General features: G+C 54.9%; 13 protein-coding genes. 6 read left to right on the forward strand and 7 right to left on the reverse strand.

Going from position 1 to position 17,516, the window contains the following annotated elements:
- Positions 1-1,779: 2-succinyl-5-enolpyruvyl-6-hydroxy-3-cyclohexene-1-carboxylic-acid synthase (menD, locus tag H6G52_RS16870; RefSeq protein ID WP_370567732.1), on the forward strand; the 1,779-nt coding region annotated here is incomplete at its 5' end.
- Positions 1,780-1,955: 176 nt separating this feature from the next.
- Here the strand turns inward: menD and H6G52_RS16875 are convergent.
- A complete protein-coding gene (locus H6G52_RS16875; protein WP_190356055.1) occupies positions 1,956-2,288 on the reverse strand; it encodes an NAD(P)H-quinone oxidoreductase subunit M in 333 nt (110 codons plus the stop codon).
- 152 nt (positions 2,289-2,440) lie between these two features.
- On the opposite strand from H6G52_RS16875, the gene H6G52_RS16880 reads away from it, so the two are divergent.
- Together H6G52_RS16880 and remA are read left to right on the forward strand one after the other, a co-directional pair.
- Positions 2,441-3,178: a histidine phosphatase family protein gene (locus H6G52_RS16880; RefSeq protein WP_190356054.1), complete on the forward strand. Its 738-nt coding sequence runs from the start codon at positions 2,441-2,443 to the stop codon at positions 3,176-3,178.
- A 468-nt stretch (positions 3,179-3,646) separates the two neighbouring features.
- Positions 3,647-3,907, forward strand: coding sequence for an extracellular matrix/biofilm regulator RemA (gene remA / locus H6G52_RS16885; protein WP_099532739.1), 261 nt, complete (start codon positions 3,647-3,649; stop codon positions 3,905-3,907).
- A 523-nt stretch (positions 3,908-4,430) separates the two neighbouring features.
- On the opposite strand, the gene H6G52_RS16890 is transcribed toward remA, so the two are convergent.
- The 5 genes from H6G52_RS16890 to H6G52_RS16910 form a co-directional block, all read right to left on the reverse strand.
- A complete protein-coding gene (locus H6G52_RS16890) occupies positions 4,431-6,992 on the reverse strand; it encodes a hybrid sensor histidine kinase/response regulator (RefSeq protein ID WP_190529856.1) in 2,562 nt (853 codons plus the stop codon).
- A 21-nt stretch (positions 6,993-7,013) separates the two neighbouring features.
- Positions 7,014-8,480 (reverse strand): methyl-accepting chemotaxis protein, encoded by a 1,467-nt coding sequence (locus H6G52_RS16895; RefSeq protein WP_190356052.1) that lies wholly within the window; start codon positions 8,478-8,480, stop codon positions 7,014-7,016.
- Between the two features lie 109 nt (positions 8,481-8,589).
- A complete protein-coding gene (locus H6G52_RS16900) occupies positions 8,590-9,684 on the reverse strand; it encodes a chemotaxis protein CheW (protein WP_190529858.1) in 1,095 nt (364 codons plus the stop codon).
- Positions 9,685-10,391: 707 nt separating this feature from the next.
- A complete protein-coding gene (locus H6G52_RS16905; RefSeq protein ID WP_099532695.1) occupies positions 10,392-12,080 on the reverse strand; it encodes a protein-glutamate O-methyltransferase CheR in 1,689 nt (562 codons plus the stop codon).
- A 71-nt stretch (positions 12,081-12,151) separates the two neighbouring features.
- Entirely contained in the window at positions 12,152-14,395 is a 2,244-nt protein-coding gene (locus tag H6G52_RS16910; RefSeq protein ID WP_190529860.1) for an ATP-binding protein, read from the reverse strand.
- Between the two features lie 540 nt (positions 14,396-14,935).
- Here H6G52_RS16910 and H6G52_RS18850 point away from each other — a divergent pair.
- From H6G52_RS18850 to H6G52_RS16920, 3 genes are all read left to right on the forward strand, one after another.
- Positions 14,936-15,061, forward strand: a complete 126-nt coding sequence (locus tag H6G52_RS18850) for a hypothetical protein (RefSeq protein WP_255508553.1) — start codon at positions 14,936-14,938, stop codon at positions 15,059-15,061.
- 142 nt (positions 15,062-15,203) lie between these two features.
- Positions 15,204-15,551: a hypothetical protein gene (locus H6G52_RS16915; protein WP_190529862.1), complete on the forward strand. Its 348-nt coding sequence runs from the start codon at positions 15,204-15,206 to the stop codon at positions 15,549-15,551.
- A gap of 302 nt (positions 15,552-15,853) precedes the next feature.
- Positions 15,854-16,270: a response regulator gene (locus H6G52_RS16920; protein ID WP_242026467.1), complete on the forward strand. Its 417-nt coding sequence runs from the start codon at positions 15,854-15,856 to the stop codon at positions 16,268-16,270.
- A 36-nt stretch (positions 16,271-16,306) separates the two neighbouring features.
- Here H6G52_RS16920 and H6G52_RS16925 read toward each other — a convergent pair whose 3' ends face one another.
- On the reverse strand, positions 16,307-17,503 hold the full coding sequence (locus tag H6G52_RS16925) for a homocysteine biosynthesis protein (protein ID WP_099532690.1): 1,197 nt from the start codon (positions 17,501-17,503) through the stop codon (positions 16,307-16,309).
- Positions 17,504-17,516: the final 13 nt, after the last annotated feature.

Genomic DNA, 17,516 nt, shown 5'->3' on the forward strand with positions numbered 1-17,516 from the left:
CACGCGGGTCATGCGCGGTTGGATAGGGGTTTGATCTTGGGGATGGATTTCACGAATCGCAATACGTTGTGGGCTTCGGTGTTGGCGGAAACGCTGGTACGGGTGGGGGTGACGGAGGTGGTGATTTGCCCAGGCTCCCGATCGACCCCGTTAACGATCGCCCTGGCCAGCCATCCGCGAATGACGGCGATTCCGATTTTGGATGAGCGATCGGGGGCATTTTGGGCCCTGGGGGCGGCCCGGCGATCGCACCGGCCGGTGGCGGTGGTTTGCACATCGGGCACGGCGGGAGCCAACTTCTTCCCAGCGGTGATTGAGGCTCGCGAAAGTGGTGTGCCCCTGTTGTTGCTCACGGCCGATCGCCCACCAGAGTTGCGCGACTGTGCGGCGGGCCAGGCGATCGATCAGCTCAAGCTCTTTGGGATTTATCCCGTTTGGCAAGCAGAATTGGCTCTGCCGGAACCTCGGCTAGACCTGTTGGCCTATTTGCGCCAAACCCTGGCCCAGGCGGCCCAACGGGCGATCGCCACCCCGGGCCCCGTGCATCTGAATGTTCCCTTGCGGGATCCGTTGCCCCCTGTGCCGGAACCGGCCGTGGCCGATGCCCTGGCCCAGCTACGGGCCAATTGGCATGATCAGGAATTCTTTGGGCATTTGCAGCCGGTGCGCCGACCGATTACCTTCTCCCGGTTGCCCTGGCAGGAGTTTTGGCAAGGGGCCCGCCAAACGGAACGGGGGCTGATTGTGGCGGGGCCGGCCCAACCGGCGGATCCGGCGGCCTATTGTGCAGCGGTGGGCCGCTTGGCGCGATCGCTCGGTTGGCCCGTGTTGGCGGAGGGCCTCTCGCCGTTGCGGAATTTTGGGGCCCTGAATCAGCACTTGGTGGCCCACTACGACTTGATGTTGCGTAATCCCCACCAGCGGGAACAACTGCGACCCACGATGGTGCTGCGGCTGGGGGGCTTACCAATCAGCAAAACCCTGCGCCTGTGGTTAATGGAAACCGACGCGCCCCAATGGGTTCTAGATCCGGGCGATCGCAACTTGGATCCCCTCCATGGCCGCACACGATCGATCCAGGGGGCGATCGAACTCTGGGAAACCCCGGAACCGGACTTGCCCCCCTCCGATTATTTGCAAACTTGGCTAGCGGGCGATCGAGCCATGGAAATCACCGTGAAACAGGCCCTGGCGGAACAGCCCCAACGTCTGGAAAGCAAAATCGCCTGGTTGTTGCCGCAAACACTGCCCGATCGCACGCCCATCTTCATTTGCAACAGTATGCCCGTGCGGGATGTGGAATATTTTTGGGGCATTAACAACCGGGAAATTCAGCCCTTTTTTAATCGGGGAGCCAACGGCATCGATGGCAGCCTTTCCACCGCGATCGGCCTTGCCCAACACCATCAACCGGCCGTGATGCTCACCGGAGATTTGGCCCTGTTGCACGACACCAACGGCTTCTTAGCCCGTCGCCACTTCCAAGGCAGCCTCACCATTTTGCTGATTAACAACAACGGCGGCGGCATCTTTGAAATGCTGCCCGTTTCGCAGTTTGAACCCCCTTTTGAGGAGTTTTTTGCCACACCGCAATCGGTCAACTTTGCCAGCCTCTGCGAGAGCTATGGCATTGAGTACCGGCAAATTACCCAATGGCAGCAGTTTTGCGACTCCCTGAGCCAACTGCCTGCCCGAGGCATTCGCGTGCTGGAATTTTTGTGCGATCGCAAGCGGGATGTCCAGTGGCGGCAATCTTTTTTCCGGCAGTTGGCTGTTTAGGGCCGTGGGGGCGGGGTCTTCCCCATGTGCTTCAACTGAACGGTTAGCTTGTTCAAAATTATCCCAACCAACGTTGATCGAAACCCGTCAACCCTGTAGGGGTGTACGGCCGTACGCCCCTACCCGGATTTTCTCGGTCTGAGGTTGAAGCCCATGGGTCTCCCTGCCCAGTTCCCCTAGGGCGAAACCTGCGGCAAGCCCATGCTGTAATTCACCGCGCGGGTTTCCAAGTTGTAGGCGATCGTGCCATTTTGCAACAGCGATCGCACAAAATGCTCCAAATCTGACCCAATCCGCCGCAGGGTATATTCCGTCAAATCTTGACCCGCCGACTGGGCCACCAACTCTTCAAACTTGCGGTAGACCTGCTGGAGCGCCTCCGGACTCCACAAAAACTCATTATCAGGATCAATATCAATCGTGAGCTTCGTTTCGCTGGGCACAATGTCATCATTGACCAACTCGGCAGCGAAGATGCGGATATGGCGGGTGGTGGACTTTAGTAGCATCGGCTCTGGTTTTGAACGCGGCGGTTGAGAAGGGATCTGGGCATGGACAGCCAAGGCCCGATCGCCAGACTCCCCAATTCCAAACTCCCCAATTATTGTAGGAGCTTGCCCAATGCGTTCTACCCCTTCCTAAGGGCCACGAATTCTAATTGATGCTGAAACTCTTTTTTATCCGTCATACGGAGTCGATCGGGAATGCAGCGGGGCGGATGATGGGGCGAGCCGACGACCCCTTGACCGATCGGGGCCAAACCCAAGCGCGATCGCTCGGCCGGGCCCTGGCCCAACAGGGGGCCCATCCCCAAACCATTTACAGCAGCCCCCAACAACGGGCCCAAGAAACCGCCCAACTGGCGCGATCGGCCGCCATGGCCCACCCGGCCACGGGAGATCGGCCCCGGCCGCCGATCATCACCGACACCCACCTCTGCGAATTTGACAACGGTATTTTTCAGGGGCTGACCTGGAGCGAAGCCAGGCAACAATATCCCGAACTTTGCCAAAAACTGGAAAATTCCTGGGAATGGATCCCAATTCCGCAATCAGAAACCCTAGAAGCCGGGCGATCTCGCGCGCAGATCTTTTTACAAGGTCTAATTAGCCAATTTATTGACACAAACCCCACCGAAACAGAGCCACAAAATCCCGATCCCTGCCTTTGGATCATCACCCATCACTGGATCTTGCAACACCTAATCTCAGAGATCCTCGGCTCCCCAAGAACATGGCAAATTTCCATCCCCCACGGAGCAGTTTTTGAGCTGTGGCTCGATCAAACCCGCTGGCGAACTACCCAGGAACTCGCCATGGGTTTAGACGATCAACAGCGGTTGAACCATGTTTTTTGGCAAATTCACCGCTTCAATCAACTATTGGAGAACAGAGACTGATCAACTTACTGGGAAATTTTGTGAAAATAGACTGAATGTTCATTTTTCGAGCTAAATTTTCCATGTGTGTTAGTCAGTCCGCGCAAATCTGCCCCGCCTGATCGATGTTGTGATACATCATGACGATCTATCCTGGTTCATTCGTGCTAGATCGTCCTGATGCACACTGAATTTCCCCTTGGGATATCGATTCCCGATCGATCCCCTACCCTGATTAACTGGGGCTAATCCTCCTAATAGGAGATTTAGACCCATTCATTCTGGGTTGGTTCATTGAGATAACACTCAGTAGGTATAACCGCTCATTCGGTTGCTACCTGAGATGGCCCTGCTGTGCTCAACAACGGCGATCAACCAGGTCATAACCTGCCTAATTGGGCTGGGATCGATTCTGTCCCGGAGTGACTAATCATTATCTACCAACCACTCAATCAACCTTCACGGGTTTTCTCTTTGAGGAATTTGTCGATGGACATTCAACTAATTAATGTTGGTTTCGGTAATATTGTGGCGGCCAACCGAATCATTGCCATTGTCAGCCCTGACTCGGCTCCGATTCGTCGCCTAGTTACTGATGCAAAAGATCGTGGCCAACTCATTGATGCCACCTATGGTCGCCGTACGAGAGCTGTGATTATTTCGGATTCGGGCCATGTGGTGTTGTCTGCGATTCAACCCGAAACCGTTGCCAATCGCTTGGTGGTTGGCAAGGAACCCAAAGGGGACTAATCTTTCCGATCGCCGCCAGCATCCACCCGATCGCATGGATCATTCGATGGGAATTGGTTAACGGCTCTAGGAATCCGTCAAGTCTTTGGGAAATTCTGAGTCGCTTTCGCTCTCAGCTTTTTGGGTTCATTTCATGGTGTGTTTGCTCAAGAAATCTTATCTAGGGAGTTTTAGGGCAAACAGGCATCACAATTCGTTCATGACTTGTTCATAAGGAGTTGTCGATCGATTAGGGGGGGACGTTCTAGCTCGCGATCGCTAGATCAATTGGGTAATTGAGGAAGCTGTTGAGTTTCCGGGTTGGCATGGGTCAACCGTTGCCGGTCACGAGCTAGAACGCCATTAAATCGTTCACCAATCACGTCTAGCCGTTTATGCCTCGGGGTTGCTGAGAAGAATTGGTACGCCAATCACAGATGCCATGAAGCAATTAGTGCCATGAAGCAATTATTAGGTGGGCAGTGCCCACCCTAATCCCGAATTCACGTTAAGCGAGGTAAGGACTGTAATTCATAACCAGTAACTAGGGCGATCGAGCCAGTTCGCGCAAAATTCCCAGCAGCGCCGCTTGGTTAAATGCATCCTTGGTTAGGTAGGCATTGGCTCCGGCTTCTGCGCCCCGTCGTTTGTCTGCGTCGGAATTCAGGGAGGATACGAGCACGATCGGGAGGTCGTCGTATTCGGGCATTTGACGAATTCGCGCCGTTAGCCCCAACCCATCCAAACGAGGCATTTGAATATCGGAGACGATCGCGTCAAAGGTGCGCGATCGCAGCTTGTGCAGTGCATCCATCCCATCGGTGGCGGTCACCACATCGTAGCCAGCGGTTTCCAAAATTCGCTTTTCTTGGGTACGGGTGGCGATCGAGTCTTCCACCAACAAAATCGCTGGCGGCCGGGCCATGCTCAGGGAATCGGCCGTGCTCAGGCTGCTGTTGCGGCTGGTGCGGCCGCCCAAGGTGGCAAACAAGTCCGGCGGGTGCAACACGGGGCACACGTCTCCATTGCCCAAAATCGTTACCCCAGACACATTCCGCACGCGCACCAGTAGTTTGCTCTGGGGCTTGAGCATAATTTCTTGCACATCAATCAGCCGATCGACAAACACGGCCAGGCGATCGCGCCCCATCACCAACACCACACAGGCATGGGGAATGACATCGACCCGATCGGGCGCGGGCCCCGGCGGCAATCCCGGCAACTCCAGCAAATCCCCCAAGTCGGTGGCGGAAACCGGTTCCCCTTCCAGCAAAATGACGGGGCGACCTTCCAAGGCAGTGATTTGACTGACCGGCACAAGGCGCGTTTCGTGAACATATTCCAAAGGAATGGCCAAGGTGCGATCGCGCGTCATCACCAACAGGGCTTGGGTGGCCGCCAGGGTTGTCCCCACCGTGAGGGTGATGGTGCAACCCTGACCCGGCTTGGACTGCACCATCACCCGACCCTTCAGCCGTTCTGCACAAACCCGCACCGCATCAAGGCCCACGCCTCGTCCCGATAGCTCGGTGGCTTCCAGTCGGGTGGAAAATCCTGGCAACAAAATCAGCTCAAAAATCTGTTCATCCTGCCAGTGGGCGAGTTCTTCGGCACTGTAAAGCTGCTGACGAACGGCGGTGGCGATAATTGCCTGACGATCCAAGCCGCGGCCGTCATCGCTGAGGGAAATCAAGACCCGATCGCCCTGTTGAGCACCCCGCAACTGCAAGGTGGCACAGGCGGGTTTGCCGGCTGTTTGACGTTCAGCCGCCGACTCAATGCCGTGGTCGATCGCATTGCGCACCAGGTGCAATAGGGGATCTCGCAGTGCCTCAATCACCTGTTTGTCGGCGGTGGTTTCGCCCCCTTCCACCACCAGGGTGATGGCTTTGCCCTGCTGCTGGGCCAAGTCACGCACCATGCGCGGAAAATGTTGAAACACCGTGGCCAAGGGCAACAACCGCAGGGAACGGGTACGATCTTTCAGGTCATCGGTGATCGCCTCCAGGCGGTGGTTGGCGTTTTGGACTCGTTCCCGCAAGCCATAGAGGGCCTGTTGAAATTCTTCGTGCAGTTGATGTCGTTGCTGATCGCTACGACGACGATCGGTGGCTAGGGTGTGATCACTAATCCGCTGCTGCCCCCGATCGAGCAAGCGCAATTCTTCCCACAGCCGCACCAACCCATCGAGCAAGGCCGACTGGTGGGATAGTCGTCGCTCAATGGCCGCCAACTCACCCACCCGATCGACCAGGCCATCTAAATGGCGGGTGGCAACGCGGATCGTGTCGATGTGGTATGGCTCGGCGCTGGTGGGCGTGATGGGATTAACTGAATGGATTGAATTAACTGGACTGGTTGGGCGATCGAGCGATCGAGCCGGTGGGGGCGATGTGGTGGCTGGGGAAGTGGGGACTGAAGAAGTGGGGACTGAAGAAGTGGGGACTGAAGAAGTGGGGACTGAAGAAGTGGGGCGATCGGCTCCAAGCGCTGGAACCGGATTAGAAACTGCTGGCGGTGTTGTCGAGGGGGTTACTTCCGGTTCGCTGGGCTGTTCTGGAATTAAGTCTGAAATTAATTGGGGGTCTGGAATTGACTCTGGAATTGGCTCTGGAATTAGCTCTGAGTTTCCTTCAAGACTCGCTGGGGCCGTTTGGGCGATCGGGAGCGGACTGGGTTCCAGCGGCATCAACTCCGACTCAGCCACCCCACTGCTGGCCTGCATGAGCCGAGCCAACACCCGCACCGGATCGATCGCAGAAGGCAGCTCACTCGGCAGCTCCTCCGTCGCCTCCTGTACCAACTGCTTGACCGCATCCAGAGTGTTATAGAGCGTTTCCGCCAGCAGCGGCGTGAGGCTGATTTCCTGACTCTGCAACTGTTTCAGCACATGCTCCACCTGATGAACCAGTTTTTCCACATGGTTCACCCCCAACATTCGCGAGTCTCCCTTCAGGGTGTGGGCCGCCCGCAACAGTTCCGCAAAGTCATCGCGATCGCTGGGATTTTGTTCAAACCGCAGCAGTCCCGTTTCCAGGGTTTGCAGATGCTCGCCACTGGACAAGCGATAGAGTTCCCGCAGATCCCGATCGTCAATGATTGCCATCAGCCGTTCCCCATCCGGAATCTAAACCATCTCTTGCAGGTCGCGGGCCGCCTCTTCCAAGCGTCGAGTGCCGATGCGGGTTTGGGCAATGCCTTCGGCGGTTTGCTTGGCCCCTTGGTTCAAGGCATTCATGGCCTGCACCACTTGATCAACGGCGATCGCCTGCTGGCGAATATTCAGCGAAATTTGTTGGTTACTCACCACCACCATATCGATCGCCCGGGCCACCTCGTCAAAGGCTCCCGCCGTTTGCTGGCTGGCCGTTAAGCCCGTTTCCACGCGCTTGCTGCCCTCTTCCGTGGCCATGACTGTGGTGTCGATCGCCCCTTGAATTTCCGTCACCAACCCATCAATCTTTTGGGCCGATTCCTTGCTGCGATCAGCCAGCTTGCGAATTTCCGCCGCCACCACCGAAAAACCCTTGCCATGTTCCCCGGCCCGCACGGCCTCCACCGCCGCATTCAGGGCCAACATATTGGTTTGATTGGCCACATCCGTCACCAACTGCGTAATGCTGCCAATTTGGGCCGCCTGGCTGCTCAGTTGGGAAATTTGTTGGGCGATCGCATTCATTTGCATTCGCATTTCCGTCATGCTCTCCAGGGTTTGGCCCACCGTGCGGTTGCCATCCTCCACCAAATGCAAAACCCGCTGGGAAGCCGCCGCCGCCGACTCCGCCTGTTCCGCCGACTGCCGAGATGAAGCACTCAGCTCATCCATCGTGGCCGTGGTTTCATTCACCGAAGCGGCTTGGGCGCTGGAAGTGCGTTCCTGTTGCTCCACCGTGGCCGCAATTTCACTGGATGAAGCTGCCAGGCTGCTGCTGACTTCAAACATTTGCCGACTCACCGCCACCACGATCCAAATCCCCAACACCGTGGATCCCAAAACCGCCAGCCCCGTGGTCAACAGGGAAATATTCGACAGGGCCGTCAGGGCATCGTTTTGATCCTTCAGGGTTTTGTCCACCAATTCCGATTGCCGACTGCGCAGAATTTCCACCAACCGTTCAACACTTTGAATGGCTTGGCGACCCCCATCCCGCTTCCATTCCGCGATCGCCCCGGCCGGATTTTGGCGAGCAATGGTCAATAGTTTTTCGTTGATGGAAATTAATTGCGCCAAATCTTGTTTCAGTTCGCCCAGGGTTTCCCGCTGCCGAGCATCCACAACGATCGCTTCCAAATCGGTCATGGCTTTGTCAGCGTTCCGACGCGCCTGCTCAAAGGCAGTAATGGAAACGGGATTTTGATCGAGCAAGTATCCTCGGGTAGACCGGGAAACCGTTTGGGCATTGAACCCTAACAGACCGATTTTTTCTTCCACTTGCGTGACTCGGTTAAAAGTTGCCTGTTGCTCTCGCACGGATTGAACATTATTCAAAACCACGGTGGTGGCAATGATCGACAGGGCGATCGGCATGGCATATCCCAAGGAGATTTGATACCGCAGCCGCCAGTGACTATCGTTTTTGAGGGGGGAATTCATGGTTTTGTCCTGCAAAGTTGGGGGAAATAAACTTGGGGGAAATAGGGAAATAAACTTGGGGAAATTCGGAAGCTTGGGGGCCGATCGCCCCGTGGGCCTCAAGACTTGCCTAGAGACTTTCGTTAACCACCAAGCTCGGATCGCGCAACAGGGTAGCCACATCCAGCCAACTGGTGGCTTGGCCCCCATCCACATGGATGCCCCGAATGTAGGCGCTTTCTCGGTTGACGATTGCTGAATCTAGGGAGCCGTTGACGGGAGCCAGTTGCTCAGCGGTGCTGGCGTTAAAGGGGACGGGGGCTAAACGCTGGGTGCTGACCCATTGGGTTTCGATCGCCCGATCGATCACCAAGCCCACCGTTAAGTCCTCCACCTGCACAATCGCCACCAGCGATCGGGTGACGGCGGGCCGGCGCTCTTGGCCTAACCAGGGGCTGATATCAATGGCCGTCACAATCTCGCCCCGCAGATTCGCATTCCCCAGCACGTGGCTGGGACAGCAAGGCAGGGGCACAATCACCGGCAACTCCGCCAACTCCCGCACGGCCGCCGCATCAATGCCAAAGCGTTCGCCACCAATTTCCACCACGATCCAGGGTTGCCCCCCTTGGTCACTGTCGGCGCGATCGGCCTCCGCCAGTTCCACTGCCCGCGCCCGCAACAGGGCCTGATCCATCGCGGAAAGGGTTTGCCAGCGATCAGTGGCAGAATCCAGGGGCGATTGGTGCCATTCGGGCCGTTGCAACACCGTGAACAGATTTTCGCTGTTGATCAGGGCGATGGGCTGACCGGCCAAAAGCACCACATCCCGCACAATCTCGCGGGCCTGGGCTGACAGTTCCGCCACCAACAGACTGGGGTCTGGATCCAGCATCACCCCTTGCAGATCCACCGCCTCATTCACAATCAGCCCCAAGCTCACCCCCTGGGGCGATCGCAACACCACAATTGCATCGGAGAGGCCATAGGGCGATCGAGCCAGGCCCAAGCAATCTGCCAAATCCACCACCGGCAATAGTTTTCCCCGCCGGTCGATCGCTCCCAAATAGCCAGCTCCCAACCCCGCGATCGGCTTCAGCTCCACCAGGGGCAAAGTTTCCTCCACCCACTGGGCCTCCAAACCGCACAGGGTTCGCATCACATCCACAATCAAATAGCTTTGTTCAGTCGCCACCAACCCTTCACCGCCCCCTTCACCGCCCATTTTGCTGAACCAGCTAGCCCCGCTCGATCGCCCCGAGCATCACGCTAGCGATCGCCCCCAAGAGATCGCACCAGAAACCAACCTCAGACTCGCCACAATACTAGGGTGAGTTTGAAGTCTCGAAAGCTCAAAGTTACCGGGCAAAATATGCGGCTTTTTGCCATATTTTTCTTTTCGAGGATGTTTGAAAAGTATTTTTTGGCCCGGGCCGAGCACCAACAATCGTGGGGAGCAAGGGGCTTAAGCCCCTTGTCTGCGTCGATTACTGAAGCGTACAGAGTAGCAACTTTAGCTTTTCAAACAACCGCTTAGAAATCTGTTGCAATCCCTGGTTTGTGGGGATCACACAAATTTGACAAAAACCTTTTGCGCTTTTACCTTTCGCTTTTTACCTTGGATTCCTGAGTCACGGGGACTCTGCCATGGCTTTTTGTTCGATCGTTGCCCTGACGAACTAACTTGAGTTTACTTTCGATTTTTCCGATCTTTGGGATTTTTGGCGTTTTCTTTATGTTTTTGTGTGAAATCTATATTTTTTGCACAATCAATAGCCAATGGCTAACAGATTGCCAGTTCATTGACCACTAATTGATCGCCAATGGATCACTAATTAACCACTGATCGACAACCAATTGACAACCAACGGGTCGCCCGTAAATGAAAAATCAATCAAAACCCAGAACATCCCACGGGCAACACTAATGAGTTCAGTTAGCACCGATCGCGGCCAGATGTTCCTTAAGGCGATCGCTCAACTCCCCCGCCGTTAAATGGTGATGGTCAAACACCGGCCAATGGGGGGCAAAATCCTGCAATAGTTCCAACGCCGAAGCATAAAGACGACGCGCCGCCGTGGCATCCCCAATTCGTTCATATAAGCTGGCTAATTCCAGTCGGGGAGGCAGGGCATGGCGATCCAAATATACCGCCCGCCGCAAAAATTGCTTGGCTTGATCGAGCTGGTTTTGCTCCTCCCAAATACGCGCCAACAGACAGCAAATTTCTGTGGACTCCGGCTCAATTTCCAAGGCTTGCTGACAATATTGGTTGGCTTCTTGGCTGGCTCCCCAATTGGCGTGCAGGCAAGCGAGTGCATAGAGTGTGGCGCTGCTGTTGGGATAGTGCTTTAGCAGTTGTAACAATTTTTGCTTGATTCGATTATGTAACTGTTCTGTTTGATTTTTGGGGACAGCATAGGGTGTGGAAAGGGGCTTAACCACCGGCACTTTGGGGGACGACGGCTGAAGGGAATGGGGGGATGAGTCGGTGGGCCGGGGATTGCTCGATCGGGAATTATTTAAATGGTTGGAATTAGTTAAGTCATTTAAATGATCCGATCGCGAATAATTGGGCCGTTCCTGATGATTAGCAATCGCCGTTTCAATCGCGATCGCTTGGGCATCAGCATTGATCAGCGGAGCCGGATGAAGCGTTTCCATCCCATTTTTCAGCCCCGCCGTGTTTTCTAAGGGATTCCCCAAGGGATTTTCTAAATTGCTGGCAGCGGCATAAGGTTGGGTTAAGCCATTGATTGGAGGCAAAGGGGTTGCGGTTGCTTGTCCCGATCGCCGGCGATAGATCACCGATTCTGGATAAATTTGAGTTGCAAAGGATTGCAGTGGTTGATGGCACAATTCCGCATGGCCCGTGAGCAGATATCCTCCAGGAGCAAGGGCCTTGGCAAACAGATCAACGGTTCGCGTAATCGACTCCGTGGCAAAGTAGATAAAAACATTTCGACAAAGAATTAAATCAAACTTGCCAACATCAGTTAAAGGTAACTCATCATTCACCAAATTGAAGTTTTGAAAGGTCACCAATCGCTGAATCGCCGGGTCAATTTGCCAGCCATCCGCCAGGGGTCGAAAATAGGTTTGCCAAGTGGTGGAATCAATGGCTCGGAATGACCACGATCGAAAACGACCCGATCGGGCCCGATCGAGTGCTTCTTCATTAATATCCGTGGCAAAAATGCGAATTTGCCAATTTTCATGGGCCGGCAACATGCCCTGCAAAGCAATCGCCAAGGAATAGGGTTCTTCGCCCCCAGCGCAAGCCGCACTCCACAAACAAAGCCGCCGACTTCCTTGCCGACTCAGAATTAGCTCTGGCAAAATCTGCCGTTGCAAGAGCGAAAACTGTCCCCGATCGCGGAAAAAATAGCTTTCCGTATTGGTGATGACATTAATTAAGGGTTGCCAAGCCTGTTGGCCATAGGGACTTCGATCCAACAGTAGTTGACGATAGGTAGCCCAGGTTTGGGGGCTGCCCGCTCGCCAACGATTATGCAAAAACTGGGTCAAATCTTCGAGATCGCTAGCCCGCAGCCGAAGGCCATAGCGATCGTAGATGATGGGAACCAGTTCATGGAGCAGCGCAATAACCTCTGGGGGCATAACCTTGACAGAAAGAGACAGGGAATAGCCCTTGTCCTCACGAGTAACTCATGCAACGAGCTGTCTTGAGTTTAGTGGTTACGATCGGTCACTGCTAGGGGGAGCCACAGTCGGAAGGTTGTGCCCTTGTGGGGTTGGGATTCACAGGCAATTTTGCCCCCATGCCGATCGACCACAATTTGGTAACTGATAGATAGGCCCAACCCAGTGCCTTTGCCCACAGGTTTTGTGGTGAAAAATGGGTCAAAAATTCGAGAAGTGACCTCTGAGGGAATTCCGCTGCCGTTGTCTTGAATCGTGATTTCAACGCCCGGTTTTGAAGGCTGAGCAGACCCATCTACTGCCGGATTTGCTGCCATTAACTGGGTGCGAATGACAATGCGCGGATCGGTTTCTCGGTCTTCGAGCGCATCGATCGCGTTGCTTAATAGATTCATAAACACTTGATTGAGCTGACCGCTGTGGCATTCCACCAAGGGCAACTCACCATAATCGCGCACCACTTCAATCCGATTTTGCCGACCTTTACGCTCCAGGCGACTATGCAAAATGAGCAAGGTACTGTCGATGCCTTCATGCAAATCCACGGAGGAAACTTCCGCGCGATCGAGCCGCGAGAAATTACGCATGGAAGCCACAATGCCTTGAATCCGTTCTGTGCCTTGGCGCATGGAATGCAAGACCTTTGGCAAATCTTCTAGCACGAATTCCAAGTCCATCTGCTCGGCCTGGGCCATGATTTCGGGATCATGGTCATAGGTGTGGCGTTGGTACAGGCGCACCAGTTCGATCAATTCCGTGAGGGCATCGCTGGCCCAATCCAGGTTGCCGCTGATGAAGTTGACGGGGTTGTTAATTTCGTGGGCAATGCCGGCCGCCAACTGGCCAAGGCTAGACATTTTTTCGGAGTGAACCAGTTGGGCTTGGGCTTTTTTCAAATCCTCAAGGGTACGTTCTAGCTCGTGAAATTGGGTTTCGGTGGCGCGTACAGCGGCCTGGGAGCGATCGTACAGTTCCGCTTGGCTGATGGCGACGGCCAGGCGATCGGCCGCCCAACGCAGGGCCTCGCAGTCGTCGCTAGACCATTGACGACGCTGGCTAGTGGTGGTGCAGGCGATCGCCCCGGAATGGCCAGAAGCCGTCTGCACAGGCACAATCAACAGGGCATTGATCCCGGCGGACTCGGCCCAGTGGGCCACTTGGGGATCGGGGTGGTGCAGCAGGTGGGTGAGTTGTGTCCAGGGCAGGGTGGAAGTGGTGCTCAGATCAGCCCGATCGAGCGCCGCTGGCATCAATAGGGAGGGCAGGCCTTGGGCGATCGCCCGGGTGAAGGCCCCATCCAAGGCCGGTTGGCGGCTGTCCTGGTGGCTAACGGTGAGCTGCATGGCTCCGTTGGGGCCCCGCAAAGCCCACAAATACGCACAGCGATCGACCCGCAACACCAAACGCAACTCCCGCACCGCCGCCGCCAAAATCGCATCCAAATCGAGGGATGAGCGGATTTTTTCGAGCCAAGGTCGCAGCCGCACCTCTGGTTTTTGCCGATCGCCCTGTTTAGCCAAGTCATGGCCCAGCGCCAGCGCCACCAACCGCGCCACCTGTTCCACCGCCTCTTGCATGGCCAACGACCAGGGGCGATCGCGCCACAGCAACAACATCCCCAGGGGATGCCGCTCCATGCGCAGGGGATAAGCCCCCCAATAAAAAGCCTGGGCAGAGGATGCCGCCTCCTCAGAGCCGGTCTCCAACCCCTGGGGTGAAAGCTGCGACAGTTCCAGCTTGCCCATGGAGCGACTGCCCCGCCGCCCTAACTTGCGCACCTCCGCTTCCGACACGGAGCGATCGAAATGCACTGCCAAATTTCGCCCCTGTCCCCGCACAAACAGGGCCGCCAACTTGAACCGATGTTGCACCCGATCGTAAGACCACAGTTCCGCTTCCTTTAGATCCAGGTAACGGGCTAAGTAACGTAATGTTCGTTGCAGTCGCCGTTCCAGGGGCCCCGTGCCGGTCAAAATGGCCCCCACCCCATTCAGCATCGTCAGCAGCGATCGACAGTCCGCCTCGGAACTGCTATCTAGCCAATGAGCCGTTGAATCTGGATCCGCGCTGAAGGCCAACTCTTGATTCAGGGAAGCCGAATTGGCCACTGGTTGATTCGCTGAATGATTCGTTGACTCGATCGCACCGTCAGACCAAGAGGAGCTATTTCTGAGACGTGCCGCTGAGGTTCCGAGGGAATGAACTAACAACGGCCCAGCTTGGGATCGATGAGGCGATCGCCGCATGGCGTAGGACGGTAGTTGAGTAACCATTACAATTTCCAAAATTGGCTGCTGGAGGATAGTTGCGGCATCTCTCCTCAAAACTGTTAAAAAAATCTGTATTTGCTATCAATTTTAGCCCAGGATCTTTCACTAGATCTGTGAATGTGGCGTTTTATTGATAAATCCACGAAAGATTGGACGCAAACCCTTGATCATAAATTTATGTAAATACTCTCCAACCCTTAAATAAACACGCTTCCCCTTGATTCTCGTTAGATAATTTGCTGATTTTGACACTAAGTCTTGATTTCATGGGCGATCGCCCATTAGATCTTTCAGAAATTGAATCTATTCTCATTAATGGTCTCAATTACTCCTTTGGCCGATCAGGTTAAGTTTTTGATCTTCATAATTGTTCAAAAACCTGATTCCACGGCAATTGTTTCCCGATCGCAATTGACCACTCCAATTGCTTTTGCATCCCCTCAGAGAATCCTGAGAGGATGCAAATTGGCCTTTGGAATCATCAGTGCTCGCAAAATCCCAACGTTAGCCTTGATGACTTTCAATCTTGATAGGGCCTTGCTGATGCCCCATAAGATGCCCCATAAACTGATGATGCCCCATGAACGATCGAGGCCCTACTCCATCACCAATGGCTCATCAACAACGCCCCGATCGCCCATTCATCGCTACTGGATTAATAACGAATAATTGACGGATAGTTGACAAATCGTTCATGAGTCATCAATCAGCAGTCGAGCAATGGTTCATGAACACCAGAGGAGCACTCAATAAACGCTGGATAGATGCTGGACAAATATCAGATAAATCTTGAATGAATTTTGAATGAATTTTGGATAAATTACAGTTATTAATAGAGACAATATTCAAATTCTCTTCATGTTTTTTTGATCTTTTCTTCAAAAAATCCCTGAGCTACCCATTCCGCCCCAACCAGCCCAAAACCACGCCATTGCCGCTGCCCTCTCCGCCAACAAGCGTAAGAGACCCAGACTCCTTATTTTCAAATTGCGCTACTGTTGCCGTGGGTCGAGGTTTGAGAGACGCAGCGGGCAAGATCAGCACCGATCGCGCCTGGGTCGCAATCCGCGCGCCAATCATCAACTTTGACAAATCATCAAAAATTGATGCCTATGAACAGAATTTTGACCAGGGCGCAACGGAAAATGCCAAAATTTAATTAGTTCCCTGCTTTAGTCTCAGTCCCTCGATCGCCTTGAAATTGTCTTGAAAGTCCTTGTCTTTCTCCTTGGGAGATTAGCCACATGGGTGAAAGAAATCAGGAATCTAGGAATAATCATCTAATAAGGCAGCTAAGGTAGCAATTGATGGATTAATCAAACGAGAGTGCTATTTCTTGCAGGATTGGGCAGGCTGATTCAACCAGCGACCTGAAACCAACCTGCGAGGGGTGAGGCACAAGGCGTTTGGGAATTTGCCCCATCAATTGCCGCATCGATCATCTCAATCCTGGGGTCAGTCATGAACAGCTCCTCTGATGTCGTTTCTGTGGCTCGATCGAGCATGACGAAGCCCACGGTGCTGGCGGTGGACGACAGCTTGATTGTGCATACCTTGGTGCGCCGCACGTTAGAGGATTTGTACAACGTGGTGACAACGGCGGATCCGGTGGAGGCGCTGTCGATGATCTACCACCAGCGAATCGATCTGCTGCTGTTGGATGTGTCGATGCCGAATCTAAATGGGCTGGAGCTGTGCCGAATTTTGCGCAGCTTGCCCCAGTTTGCTGCGCTACCGGTGATTATGTTGACTTCCCACGATCGCCCGTTCGATCGCATTCAAGGGCAACTGGCAGGAGCCACGGAATACATCACCAAACCGTTCGATCAAGATGCTTTGCGCTCCTTGGTGGCTCACCACACGCTCGATCGCGCCTAGGTGAGCGATGCCTTGGGCGATCGCGACCCCTGCGCCCTAAGGTTCCGATTCCATCCCAATTTGTCCCCAGCGATCCTGCGGAATAAAGGTGCGATCGCTCGGCAACGGGGCCACGGCCTCCGACAGCAAAAACCGCCCCTGTTGAATTTCCAATTTCAGCGCCTCGGACACCTGGCGCGACAGGGCCAAGCTAGTGAGCGGTGCTGTGCGCACGAGTTTTCCATCAATTTCAATGCGACCGGACTTCAGTTGGGCATAGTTCACCAGGCCAAAGGTGGGCCGCACCCGTCGAGGAATCGAAAAATCCACAATCGGGGCCACAATTTCTTCATCTTTGACGGCGCAACGGGCCACCACCGCTTCGTCCACCACCGGCAACGGCACACCCACCCCCAACATCAGGGACGGCCCATAGCCTTTGAAATAGCAACCGCGCACCCATTGGGCCTGCATTTGTTTGGCATCTCCCACCAAAGCCAGGGTGGCCGCCGGGCCGATCGGGGTTTGGTTGGGGAGGCGCTTTTGCAGCGGAAAATGCTGAGTTCCTTCCCAGGCAATGTAGCCCTGGCTGCCGGCCAACCAAATGCGGCTGCCAATGCCCAACAGTCGCAGTTCCGGATCGTTCAGCAGGGGAGACAAGGCCCCACCGCTGACATAGACTGCATTGCCCAGGTTGGGTTGCAAGGGGCCCAGGTAGGTATTCAGCAGCCGATCGCCCCCATTCACGCCCACGATGAAGTTTTGGTAGAGGTTGCGGGGGTTGTAGAGATAAAACTGGTTGATCGTGTCGCGGGAAATCGAGGTTTCAAAGGAGCCTCGGGGATAGCAGTCGGTCACATGCCCGATCGCCCGTAGTTGCACCGAATGCCCCGCGATCAAACTTTCAATGACATGGCCACCGCCCCGATCGCGGCCTTCATCGGGCGCTTCTCCGTCGGCAAATTCCACCGGGTGGCTGGCTCCCAAATACAAATCCACCGCCCCAAAGCCCGCATAGGCCGGCACGCCATCGAGCCAGCAGCGGCGAATTTTGATTGGTGGATCCGTCTGCCCCAGGTTCAGAAAGGCTCCAGAAGCCTCCATGGGTTCAAAGGTTCCGGTCACCACCACGTCTACCCGCGCGGCCGCCGCCTGGATGCCGATTGTGGCCACTTGGGCTTTCAGTTCTTCGGCCGTCCAAACGGTGACTTGGCCACTCCGGATTTTGTCGTTGATCTCGGCAATCGATCGCATGGGCTTCGGAACT

Origin of the sequence: Limnothrix sp. FACHB-881, assembly GCF_014698135.1 — a bacterium.
Taxonomy (GTDB): domain Bacteria; phylum Cyanobacteriota; class Cyanobacteriia; order CACIAM-69d; family CACIAM-69d; genus CACIAM-69d.